The 12,617-nt window shown below is 33.9% G+C and carries 12 protein-coding genes; 8 read left to right on the forward strand and 4 right to left on the reverse strand.

The genetic code is table 11. From position 1 onward, the window contains the following. Positions 1-5 precede the first annotated feature (5 nt). The 8 genes from QBK95_RS20820 (at position 6) to QBK95_RS20855 (ending at position 8,237) form a co-directional block, all read left to right on the forward strand. Positions 6-1,145 (forward strand): aspartate aminotransferase family protein, encoded by a 1,140-nt coding sequence (locus tag QBK95_RS20820; protein WP_280936491.1) that lies wholly within the window; start codon positions 6-8, stop codon positions 1,143-1,145. Between the two features lie 2 nt (positions 1,146-1,147). Further along, on the forward strand, positions 1,148-2,344 hold the full coding sequence (locus tag QBK95_RS20825; protein WP_280936492.1) for a glutamate-5-semialdehyde dehydrogenase: 1,197 nt from the start codon (positions 1,148-1,150) through the stop codon (positions 2,342-2,344). Further along, positions 2,328-3,116 carry a glutamate 5-kinase gene (proB, locus tag QBK95_RS20830; RefSeq protein WP_280936493.1) on the forward strand — a complete coding sequence of 263 codons (789 nt, stop codon included), beginning with the start codon at positions 2,328-2,330 and terminating at the stop codon, positions 3,114-3,116. The genes QBK95_RS20825 and proB overlap by 17 nt, the downstream gene beginning before the upstream one ends. Continuing rightward, complete coding sequence (locus QBK95_RS20835; protein ID WP_280936494.1) at positions 3,109-4,053, forward strand: N-acetylornithine carbamoyltransferase; 945 nt, start codon at positions 3,109-3,111, stop codon at positions 4,051-4,053. The genes proB and QBK95_RS20835 overlap by 8 nt, the downstream gene beginning before the upstream one ends. A gap of 3 nt (positions 4,054-4,056) precedes the next feature. Next, positions 4,057-4,839, forward strand: a complete 783-nt coding sequence (argB, locus tag QBK95_RS20840; RefSeq protein WP_280936495.1) for an acetylglutamate kinase — start codon at positions 4,057-4,059, stop codon at positions 4,837-4,839. Next, a complete protein-coding gene (locus QBK95_RS20845) occupies positions 4,839-5,906 on the forward strand; it encodes a M20 family metallo-hydrolase (protein ID WP_280936496.1) in 1,068 nt (355 codons plus the stop codon). The genes argB and QBK95_RS20845 overlap by 1 nt, the downstream gene beginning before the upstream one ends. Further along, positions 5,903-7,180 carry an argininosuccinate lyase gene (gene argH / locus QBK95_RS20850; RefSeq protein ID WP_280936497.1) on the forward strand — a complete coding sequence of 426 codons (1,278 nt, stop codon included), beginning with the start codon at positions 5,903-5,905 and terminating at the stop codon, positions 7,178-7,180. Before QBK95_RS20845 ends, argH begins: the two co-directional genes overlap by 4 nt. A gap of 175 nt (positions 7,181-7,355) precedes the next feature. After that, positions 7,356-8,237 (forward strand): carbohydrate kinase family protein, encoded by an 882-nt coding sequence (locus QBK95_RS20855; RefSeq protein WP_280936498.1) that lies wholly within the window; start codon positions 7,356-7,358, stop codon positions 8,235-8,237. Here QBK95_RS20855 and QBK95_RS20860 read toward each other — a convergent pair whose 3' ends face one another. From QBK95_RS20860 to QBK95_RS20875, 4 genes are all read right to left on the reverse strand, one after another. Then, the gene (locus QBK95_RS20860) at positions 8,238-9,038 is read right to left on the reverse strand and encodes a 3-keto-disaccharide hydrolase (RefSeq protein WP_280936499.1); all 801 of its coding nucleotides are present in this window, start codon (positions 9,036-9,038) and stop codon (positions 8,238-8,240) included. It lies immediately after the preceding gene. 24 nt (positions 9,039-9,062) lie between these two features. Beyond that, positions 9,063-10,115, reverse strand: coding sequence for a sugar phosphate isomerase/epimerase family protein (locus tag QBK95_RS20865; protein WP_280936500.1), 1,053 nt, complete (start codon positions 10,113-10,115; stop codon positions 9,063-9,065). Between the two features lie 117 nt (positions 10,116-10,232). Continuing rightward, positions 10,233-11,378: a Gfo/Idh/MocA family protein gene (locus QBK95_RS20870; RefSeq protein WP_280936501.1), complete on the reverse strand. Its 1,146-nt coding sequence runs from the start codon at positions 11,376-11,378 to the stop codon at positions 10,233-10,235. A 1-nt stretch (position 11,379) separates the two neighbouring features. Next, a complete protein-coding gene (locus tag QBK95_RS20875; protein ID WP_280936502.1) occupies positions 11,380-12,612 on the reverse strand; it encodes a nucleoside permease in 1,233 nt (410 codons plus the stop codon). Positions 12,613-12,617: the final 5 nt, after the last annotated feature.

The following is a 12,617-nucleotide window of genomic DNA, read 5'->3' on the forward strand; positions in this document are numbered from 1 at the left end:
AAGCTATGAAACTATTTGATGTGTATCCATTATATGATGTAGAGCCAGTAAAGGCATATGATAGCACAGTAATTGATGATAATGGAGTTGAGTATTTAGACTTATATGGAGGTCACGCTGTGATATCAATTGGTCATTCTCATCCTCATTATGTAAAAAGATTAAAAGAACAATTAGAACATATTGGTTTTTATTCTAATGCTGTTCAAAACAGTTTACAATCCAAATTAGCAGAAAAATTAGGGAAGCTATCAGGCTATAATGAATACCAGTTATTTCTGTGTAATTCGGGAGCAGAAGCAAACGAAAATGCATTAAAATTAGCTTCTTTTTATACAGGTAAATCTAGGGTGATAGCATTTAATAATGGCTTTCATGGAAGAACATCTGCAGCGGTGGCTGCTACTGATAATGCTAAGATCAATTCACCCCTAAATAAACAGCAAGACGTCACCTTTTTACCGTTAAATAAACTAGAGTTAGTCCAAGCTGAGTTGGAAAAAGGTGATGTGTGCGCTGTAATTATTGAACCCATTCAAGGAGTAGGTGGATTGGATGAAGGAACAACCAGTTTTTTTCAAGGATTAGAAAAAGCATGTAAAGAGCATAATACATTGTTAATTCTTGACGAAGTGCAATCTGGTTTTGGTAGAAGTGGTAAATTTTTTGCACATCAATATCATGATATTGCTCCAGATATTATTTCTATAGCCAAAGGAATGGGTAATGGTTTCCCAATAGGAGGAATTATGATTGCACCTCAGATTAAACCTGATTATGGATTATTAGGAACTACGTTTGGAGGAAACCATTTAGCCTGTGTTGCCGCCTTATCGGTTTTGGAAGTAATTGAGATAGAAAATTTAATAGACAATGCTAAAATAACAGGAGCATATTTTCTGTCAAAAGCCAGTAGCATACCAGGAGTAAAAAAAGTAAAAGGAAAAGGGCTAATGCTGGGATTAGAATTTGATTTTGAAGTAAGTAATCTTCGTGAAAAATTAATCTATGATGAGCACATTTTTACAGGTGGTGCAATGAACAAAAAATTATTAAGAATACTACCTCCATTAACCATCGGAAAATTAGAAATAGATCAATTTTTTGAAGCACTTCAAAAAGTGTTGGTAGCAGAAAAAGTATAAGTATGGATCATATATTAAACATATCTCAAAAAAATGCAGTACTGAACACAATGACAGTACTTATAGATAAACAAAGAGATGCTATTATAAAAGCAAATCTAAAGGATCTTGATTCATATACTGGAAATGATGTAGCTATGAAGGATCGTCTTAAAGTAGACCAGAAAAAGATTGATGGAATGATTGCAGCGCTCCATCAACTGGCAAATCAAGAAGATCCTATAGGAGTAGAGCGTTTTAGATTTACACATGATAACGGAATGCAGGTATATAACAAAACCGCTGCATTTGGAACTGTTTTAATTATATACGAATCTAGGCCAGATGTAACAATTGAAGCAGCTGGTATAGCATTCAAATCTGGAAATAGGATTTTACTTAAAGGAGGTAAAGAATCTTTACACTCTAATTTAGAAATAGTAAAACTTTGGCATCAAGCGCTCAAGGAAAATGATATTTCGCCAAGTTGGATAACATACTTGAATTATAATAGAACAGAAACTCAAAAATTTCTGGAAAAACCAACACAAAATGTCGATTTAATTGTTCCAAGAGGAGGAGAGAAATTGATAGCATTTGTAAAAGAACATGCTACTTGTCCAGTTATCGTAAGCGGAAGAGGCAATAATTTTGTCTATGTACATAATGAAGCAGATAAAACATTGGCTTTAGATAATATTATCAACGGTAAAACAGATAAAATATCTGCTTGTAATGCTGTTGATAAAGTATTAATTGATAGAAACCTCCCTAATAAAGAAAAGTTTATTAAAGAACTTATTACAACACTTCAAAATTATAATGTAGAAATATTAGGAGATTCTTATATATCAGAATATGAAAATGTTAGTGTGATACCAAATGAAACTATATGGCAAGAAGAGTTTCTGGATTATAAGATTGTTATTGGTGAAACGGAAAATGCAACAGCAGCAATTTCTAAAATCAATGACTATAGTGGAGGACACTCTGCAGCAATTATTACTACTAATCAACAAGAAGCAGAGTTTTTTATGTCATCGGTAGATTGTGCTGCGGTTTATCATAATGCATCAACAAGATTTACTGACGGTTTTCAGTTAGGACTGGGAGGAGAATTAGCGATAAGTACGGATAAATTGCATCAAAGAGGTCCAATAGGATTACAACATTTAGTTACTAATAAATGGTATATACACGGAGATGGGCAGATTAGATAAAAAAAGAGTAGTACTTAAAATAGGATCTAATGTCCTAACTAAGGAAAGCGATCATATCTCAAGAGGGAAAATTGAAGATATTGGTAGACAGATAGTGACTTTACAAAAGGATTATGAGTTTGTAATTGTCAGTTCAGGAGCAATAGCTGTGGCAAAACAATTTGTGAACCTTGAAAGTAACGGAAAAGAAATAAATGTAAAACAAGCATTAGCATCAATAGGTCAACCTCATTTGATGAGAATTTTTCAGGAGAGTTTTAGAGATCTTGGATTGCTTACTTCGCAGTGTTTATTGTCTTATTCAGATTTTGAAAGAGAACAATCAAAAAAGAATATAGTCAATACAATTAATGTACTTGTGGCAAACAATTATATACCAATAATTAATGAAAATGATACCGTTGCTACCGATGAGATTCAATTTGGAGATAATGATAAGTTAGCAGCATTAACAGCTTCTTTGTTGGATGCAGATTTGTTAACCATTGCTACGAATACTAATGGCATTTGCACTAAAGAATCTGTTAAGAATAATACGTACAAAACCATTGATACAGTTGATGATATAGCATCCTTAGAGAACGAAATTGTTTCTCAGATTTCAACGCATGGAACAGGAGGAATGATGTCTAAAATCCAAGCAGCCAATATTGCACAAGACGCAAATATAGAAACCTGGATCGTAAACGGTTTAGAGGATAATTTTATGGTAAATGCAATACATAACACTATTCCTTTTACCAAAATACTTAAAGCAGAATATCATGGATAATTACTTTTCTATACAAGATATTGATTCACTTCAGGATTGGGTGGATCAAGCTATTGAAATAAAGAAAAACCCACTATCTAACAATATGTTAGGAGTAAATAAGACAATTGGATTATTATTTTTTAATCCTAGTTTGCGTACCCGATTAAGCACTCAGAAAGCAGCAATAAATTTAGGAATGAATGTTATCGTGATGAATTTTACTGGAGAAGGATGGTCTTTAGAATATGGAGATGGAACCGTAATGGATCAAGGCAATTCAGAACATGTTAGAGAAGCAGCACAAGTAGTTTCACAATATTGTGATGTATTGGCAATTAGAGCTTTTGCAAAATTAGAGAATAGAGAAGAAGATTATAAGGAGAAAGTACTACGCAGTTTTATGAAGTACGCCACAATTCCTGTAATTAATATGGAAAGCGCTATTGGACATCCATTACAAGCATTAACGGATGCCATTACGATAACAGAATATAAACCAAAACACAGACCAAAGGTTGTATTATCATGGGCACCGCATCCAAAAGCCTTACCACAGGCAGTCGCAAATTCTTTTGTAGAGATGATGCAGCGCATGGACGCAGATTTTGTAATTACCCACCCTGTGGGATTTGAGTTAGCCAGTCAGATTACTAATGAGGTGCCCATTGATTACAATCAGGAAAGTGCTTTTAAAGACGCTGATTTTATCTATGTGAAGAATTGGAGTTCTTATAATGATTATGGAAAAACTTCTCAGGATGATCAATGGAAAATTACCTCAGAGAAAATGAAGCTAACGAATAATGCAAAGTTTATGCATTGCTTACCAGTAAGAAGAAATGTTGTTGTGGATGATGATGTTATTGATAGTAAAAACTCGATCGTAATTGAACAAGCTAATAATAGAACATACGCTGCTCAATTGGTATTGAAGAAAATTTTGGAAAAGAGTTGAGAGATGAAGAAACAGAAATTATTAGTTGCTAAAATTGGTGGTAACATCATTGAAGATAAAGAGGCATTGGACTCTTTTCTAAAAGATTTTTCTAAAATTAAAGAGCCGAAAATTCTAATTCATGGAGGAGGGAAATCTGCTACTCAATTGGCATCTCAATTAGGAATAAAAACTGAAATGATCGATGGCAGAAGAATAACTTCTAAAGAGAATTTGAATGTGGTAGTAATGACCTATGCTGGATTATTGAATAAAAATATAGTGTGTGGTTTACAAAAGTATAATTGTAATGCTTTGGGATTAACAGGATCCGATGCCAATGTGATTACAGCAGAAAAGAGACCCGTACAGTTTATCGATTATGGTTATGTAGGAGATGTAATTCATGTAAATAATACGACTGTAAATAGCTTTTTAGAATTAAATATTACACCTGTTTTTTGTGCAGTTACTCACAATGGAAAAGGTCAGTTATTTAATACAAATGCAGATACAATAGCTTCAGAAATTGCATCGGCAATGAGTGAGTTTTATGATGTTTCACTTTTTTATTGTTTTGAATTGAAAGGAGTTTTGGAAAATATTGATGATAAAGATTCTGTGATCGAACATATTGATTTTAAAAAATATGCAACACTAAGAGATGCTGAAATTATTGCTGATGGAATGTTGCCTAAGCTACAGAATTGTTTTGATGCACTGCATAAAAATGTGAGTAAAGTGCATATCGCAAATGCTGATTTTATAAAAGATAATAGAACTAAACATACGACTTTAAGTCTATAATGATGATACAAGAACTAACAGATAAAGCAATAACGCTTTTACATAAACTTATCGAGACCCAATCGTTCTCTTCAGAAGAAGAAGGAACTGCACAGTGGATCGAAAATTGGTTCATTCAACACGATATTCCTTTCGAAAGAGAGCACAATAATCTATGGGCATACAATAAATATTTAGATGAAAGTAAACCAACAATTTTATTAAACTCTCATCATGATACGGTTAAACCTAATGGGAATTATACGAACGATCCTTTTAATGCATTTGTACAAGATGGAAAATTATATGGATTAGGAAGTAATGATGCAGGAGGATGCTTAGTTTCTTTGATAGCTGCATTTACATATTTCTATGATAGAAAAGACCTTAAATATAATTTTGTAATAGCCGCTTCAGCAGAAGAAGAGAGTAGTGGTCCGTTAGGGTTGAAAAGTATTTTGAAATATTTTAAAAATGTTGATTTTGCTATTGTTGGCGAACCCACATTGATGCAGTTGGCAATTGCAGAAAAAGGGTTACTTGTATTAGATGTTTCAGTAAAAGGCACTGCGAGTCATGCGGCACATCTCAATGATGATAATGCCATCTATAACACCATTGAAATAATTCAGTGGTTTAAGGATTATAAGTTTAAGAAGAGTTCTGAGACGTTGGGAGATGTGAAAATGACCGTTACTCAGGTAGATGCGGGTAATCAACATAATGTAGTACCATCACATTGTAATTTGGTGGTAGATATTAGAGTAAATGACAAGTATAATAATGAAGAGGTTTTAGAGATAGTGAAACAGGAAATGCCTAATAATGTTGAGGTTCGACCGAGATCACTACATTTAGGTTCCTCATCAATTCCTAAAGATCATCCAATAGTAAAATCTGGTATTACTTTAGGCAGAACTACTTATGGCTCACCTACCTTATCGGATCAATCAGTATTAAGCTGTCCATCATTAAAATTAGGACCAGGAGACTCTACTAGATCCCATTCTGCAGATGAATTTATCTATGTGGAGGAGATTAGAGAAGGAGTGGATTTATATATTAAAATTTTAGAAGGAATTGTATGAAACTTTGGGATAAAGGATTGCCAACAGATCAAAAGATAGACATATTTACCGTTGGAAACGATAGACAATTAGATTTGGTAATTGCCAAATATGATGTAAGAGCAACATTGGTCCATGCTAAAATGTTATATAAAATAGGAGTACTCTCTGAAGATGATGTTTTAGCAATCGAAAAAGAATTACTTATTCTAGAAAAACAAATTGAGAATGGAACTTTCGCGATCGAAGATCAGTTTGAAGATGTACATTCTAAGATAGAATTTGAATTAACTCAAAAAATAGGAGATGCAGGAAAAAGGATTCATACTGCCCGATCAAGAAATGATCAGGTTTTGGTTGCCATGCATTTATACTTGAAAGATGAATTATTACTCATCAAATCTCAAATTAAGGAATTATCAGAGAATTTATTGAGTACTGCGCAAAAGTATAAGGATATTCTTTTACCTGGATATACACACCTACAAATAGCAATGCCCTCATCGTTTGGACTATGGTTTTCTGCATATGCAGAGAGTTTTATAGACGATTTGTATTTTGTTGATGCAGCTTTAAAAGTAGTAGATCAAAACCCATTAGGAAGTGCAGCTGGATATGGAAGTTCTTTTCCTATAGACAGAGCATATACTACCAAAGCATTAGGATTTGAAACATTGAAATACAATGTAGTTGCAGCACAAATGAGTAGAGGTAAATCCGAAAAATCTGCTGCTTTCGCAATGAGTAGCGTGGCAGGAACATTATCCAAATTAGCCATGGATGTATGTCTATATATGAGTCAGAATTTTGATTTTATGAGCATTCCATCCGAGTTAACCACAGGATCTAGTATTATGCCACATAAAAAAAACCCAGATGTTTTCGAATTAATTAGAGGTAAGTGTAATAAAATCCAAGCGTTACCATACGAACTAAGCTTGTTAACGAATAATTTACCAAGTGGGTATCATAGAGATTTACAATTACTGAAAGAAGGAATTATTCCAGCTATTCAAAACCTAAAAGCATCATTAGAGATGACAATGTATGCACTTAAAAGCATAAAAGTAAATGATAGTATACTGAAGGATCACAAATATGATTACTTATTTAGTGTAGATACGTTAAATGAATTGGTAATGAAAGGGATGTCGTTTAGAGATGCTTATGTAAAAATTGGTTTGGATATTGAAAACGGAAATTATAAACCAGAAAAAAACACAAAACATAGTCATATAGGAAGTATTAATAATCTATGTCTCGAAGATATTAGAGAGAAATTAAATGCGGTCTAAATAAAAAATTATAAAAGTATTGAAGAAAAGTTGAAGCTGTTTAATTGAGTGTAAGTTGAGTTAGTTTAATTTTTTTGGTTTCAACCTAGATCCTCGACGGAGTAGTTAACCGTCGAGGATTGTTTTTAAATATTGAAGAGTAATAATTAATATCTTAGATAAAATTTATAAAACCATGAAAATTACCTGTTTTGGAGAAGTTCTTTGGGATATATTTCCCACTCATAAAAAAATTGGAGGTGCACCGCTAAATGTTGCCTTACGATTAAACACTATGGGAATAAAATCTTCTATTATTACCAAAGTAGGAGCTGATAATTTGGGAGACGATATCATTACTTATATAAAGACTCAAGGGTTAACCATTGATACGATACTAAGAGATGATCAATATCAAACTGGTGAGGTCTTGGTAGCTTTGGATCAGGAAGGTACTGCTTCATATACAATTAGTTATCCTGTTGCTTGGGATTTTATAGAGGTCACAAAACAGATGATCAATGAAGTTTCGACATCAGATGCAATCATATTTGGAAGCCTTGCAAGCAGGAATAAAGTGTCAAGAAAAGCATTATTTCAATTACTGGATGTAGCTCAATTTAAGATTTTGGATGTAAATCTCAGACCACCACATTATGATATAGAATTGCTTTTAGAATTAATGAAGAGTGCGGATTTTATTAAATTAAATGATGAAGAATTAAATGAAATATGTACTCATTTTGAAATTAACAAAACTACAATTGAAGATCAAATAAAAGCTATTGCTTCGCATACAAATACCGATCAAATTTGTGTTACTAAAGGAGGAAAAGGTGCGGTTTTATTGTATAGAAATTCTTTGTATCATAATAATGGTTATAAAGTTGATGTAGTAGATACAGTGGGAGCAGGAGATTCTTTTCTAGCTACTTTAATTTCTAGATTGCTGAAAGGAACTCAACCACAGTTAGCAATAGACTATGCATGCGCTATTGGAGCAATGGTAGCAGGAAGCGAAGGTGCAAACCCCATTTTTTCTGATACTGAAATCAAAAGTTTTATTGAAAAGCAGTAACTAATCTAATTCTCTTACCCAAATATTTCTATAATGTACTGGATTACTATGATCTTGTAATTTGATAGGACCATTTCCGTGTGGGTCATTTTTAGGAGGACCAATATATTCTGTACTTCCCAGAATTTCTATATGGTTTTGCACTAAAACACCATTATGAATTACTGTAAAAGCTCCTGATTTCGTTTTTTTACCATCAGAGTCAAATTTTGGAGCATGAAATATAATATCATAGGTTTGCCATTGATCATTTGGTTTTGTCGCATTCACTAAAGGGATATGCTGTTTGTATATAGCAGTAGCTTGTCCATTAGCATAAGTTCTATTTTGATAACTATCCAGAATTTGAACTTCGTATTTATTTTGAAAGAAAACACCACTATTTCCTCTACCTTGTCCTTCTCCGACCACAACATCAGGAGCTTTCCATTCCAGATGCAGTTGTACACTACCGAAATTTTTCTTTGTTTGGATATCGCCAGCTCCTGGTATAACGGTCATCGTTTTATCAGGATTAATTTTCCAGGCGGCATGAGTAGAATCCTTGGCAGAAACCCATTGATCAATATCATTTCCATTAAAAAGTACGAGTGCATCCGAAGGTACATTATGCTCATTAAAAGTAATAGCCTTGGGTTCTGGGTCCCATACTTCTGTTTCTTTAGGATCTGTAATCTCTTTTTGCGTAGTTGGAGCTGTTGTTTCTTTTTTAGTTTCAGAAGGAATATTATTTTCCTCTTGTTGTCGTTCTTTACAAGAAAGAATAATAACGGCAACTATTAGATATATTAATTTTTTCATGGTGGTTTGGTGGTTTTATGTTGGTTATAATCCTAAAATACTTTTTAATTGTGCTTTATCGATATCGGCTCCGGCAAAATCATCAAAGGCTTTTTGTGTAGCTTCAATAATATGATTATTTATAAATGATGCACCTTCTCTAGCACCTTGCTCTGGCGACTTAATACAGCATTCCCATTCCATAACGGCCCATACATCACAACCATATTGGGTAAGTTTAGAGAAAATAGTTTTAAAATCAATTTGTCCGTCTCCAGGAGAACGATAGCGACCAGCACGATCAATCCAATCACTATATCCACCAAAAACACCCTTTTTACCAGTAGGGTTAAATTCTGAATCTTTTACATGAAAAGCTTTAATAAATTCATGATAATGATCTATATAGGTCAGATAGTCTAGTTGTTGTAATACAAAGTGACTTGGGTCGTATAATATATTTACTCTTTTGTGATTTCCTGTAGCTTCCAAAAAGCGTTCAAATGTAATACCATCGTGAAGATCTTCTCCTGGATGAATCTCATAACAAACATCTACGCCTTGTTCATCAAAATGATTTAAAATTGGAAGCCAACGATTTGCCAGTTCCTGAAATCCCATCTCAACTAATCCTACAGGGCGTTGTGGCCATGGATGCATTGTATGCCATAATAAAGCTCCAGAAAATGTAGCGTGTACATTGATTCCTAGTCGATTACTAGCTGTAGCAGCATTTTTCACTTGATTAATAGCCCATTCTGTTCGTTTTTTGGGATTGTTTTTACAAGTATCAGGAGCAAAATTGTCAAACATTTGATCATAAGCAGGATGCACTGCTACCAATTGACCTTGAAGATGGGTTGATAATTCTGTGATTTCTAACCCATAATCTGCAATTTTCCCTTTAAGCTCATCGCAATACGTTTGACTCTCGGCAGCGATATCCAGATCTATCAATCTTGTTTCCCATGTTGGAATCTGAATACCTTTATATCCTAAACCTGAAGCCCATTTGCATAATCCATCCAATGAATTAAATGGAGGTTTATCATCCATAAATTGCGCTAGAAATACTGCTGGGCCTTTTATTGTTTTCATTCAGTTTTAATTTTTTTGTTTTTGAACTAAAGAGTTTATGAGTTAATATTTTTGGATATTATAAATTTAAGTTAAGATGATAACTTAAGCACACACTTCTTCTAAACTCATCCCTTTTTACATTTTAGTCCAGTTTGCATTATTGTTACTACTCTCCACTGCTGCATAGATAAATTTCATTCCTCGTACACCATCAGTAATTGTTGGAAAATCAGGATTAACAGAAGTAGTTTTACCACTTTTTACCATCAATAATTCCTTAGCAAAACTTCGGTATATGGTGGCAAAACCTTCTAGATATCCTTCTGGATGACCAGCTGGGATACGTACATATTCTGATGATTCAGGATAGACACCGTTACCAGCAGGAGTATAGATTTGTTTAGGTTGATCCAGCCATTTTACGATAAGTTGATTAGGGTTTTCCTGATACCATTCAATGCTACCTTTTGTCCCATAGACTTTAACACCAATATTATTTTCCTCTCCTGTAGCGATTTGAGAAAATGACATAATTCCCTTGGCACCATTTTCAAAACGTAATAATATATTTCCATCGTCATCTAAGATACGTCCTTCACCGAATGCAGTAAGATCTGCAGCTAATTCTTCAATTTGGATTCCTGTGATATATTCTATAAGGTTTTCGGCATGAGTGCCTATATCTCCTAAAGCTCCTCCTATACCAGAACGTTTAGGATCCGTTCTCCAAGCTGCTTGTTTTTGTCCTGTCTTTTCAACAGCTGTAGAAAGCCATCCTTGTAAATAGTGTACATTAATTTTTCTGATTGCTCCAAGATCTCCTTTGTGAATCATGGCTTTTGCCTGCTTTACCATAGGATATCCTGTATAGTTGTGAGTCAGGGCAAATATTTTTCCAGAAGACTGTACCGTTTTTTCCAATTCTATGGCTTCATCTAAGGTTAAAGAAAGCGGTTTATCGCAGATCACATGAAAACCATATTCTAAAGCCATTTTTGCAGGAGGATAATGCATGTGATTTGGCGTAACAATAGCTACAAAATCCATTTGTTGATGTGCTGGAAGTTTAGCCTCTGCAATGATCATTTCTTCAAAACTCCCATAAGCTCTGTCGTCAGGTATTCCTAGTGTTTTTGCAGAAGAAATACTTTTCTCTTTATTAGAAGAAAATGCACCACATACCATATCGATCATTCCATCGATACTTGCTGCTTTGCGATGTACATCGCCAATAAAAGAGCCAGTACCGCCACCAACCATTCCCATTTTAAGTCTGGTCATATTAACTTTCTTTATATTCTATTTTTTCATTTTTGAAGAAGATAGCAAATAATATCATTACCGCAGCAGCAAAAATAGCTGGGAATATCCAAATACTATTCCAGTTATGTTCGCCTTCTATGATTAAATTGGCATCTGTAATTTTTCCAGCAACATAAAATCCGACTAGCATCCCTAATCCGTAAGTTGCCAGCGTAATTAAACCTTGAGCTGCACTTTTAAACTTTTCGCCAGCTTTAGAATCTGTATAGATCTGACCTGAAACAAAAAAGAAGTCATAACAAATACCATGAAGTGCAATACCTACAAGAAGCATAAATGCAAGTTCTCCAGAGTTTCCGTACGCAAATAGAACATACCGTATTGCCCAAGCTAACATTCCTACTAACAAGGTTTTTTTGAAACCAAATTTCTTAAAGAAAAACGGAAGGAGTAACATAAAAACTACTTCAGAGATTTGACCATAGGTCATCTTTCCTGCAGGATTAGCAACACCTATTTCCCCTAAAAACTGTCCAGCATGTTGGTAATAAAAAGCAAGAGGAATACAGATCAGTATAGAAGCCAGAAAGAACATTAAAAAGTTTCGATCTTTTAAAAGCATAATAGCATCCAATCCCAATATATCCGAAATACTTACCTTTTGATCTTTGCTTGTTTTGGGTGGTGTTTTAGGTAAAGTAAAGCTGAATACTCCTAATACAGCTGATGCTGTTGCAGTCATTAAAAAAGTATTTTTCAACGACCCATTTGCAATTCCTTCTGGTGAATCCCAATGAAAAGCATAACTTATTACAGAACCTGCGATAATCCAACCTAAAGTCCCAAATACACGTACAAAAGAAAATTGTTTAGCTGGATCATTCATCTGATTAAAGGATACAGAATTTACTAAAGCCAATGTGGGCATATAGGCAATCATATATCCTAATACGTAGGGATAAAAAACAGAAAAATCAGTTGCATTTGCCATTTGATACATTAAGAAGGCTCCGATAAGATGTAAGATTCCAAGAATACGTTCTGCATTAAAGAATCTATCGGCAATCAGCCCAATGATAAAAGGAGCTATAATAGCACCCCAAGATTGGGTAGAATACGCCATAGCAATTTCTCCACCAGTAGTTTTTAAAGAATTAGGTAAATAGATACCCATCGTTACAAACCAGCCTCCCCAAATAAAAAATTCTAAGAACATCATTAGGGATAGCTGAAATTGAGTGAATTTATTCATAATAA

It is taken from the genome of Aquimarina mycalae (assembly GCF_029906345.1).
In the GTDB taxonomy this organism is placed as follows: domain Bacteria; phylum Bacteroidota; class Bacteroidia; order Flavobacteriales; family Flavobacteriaceae; genus Aquimarina.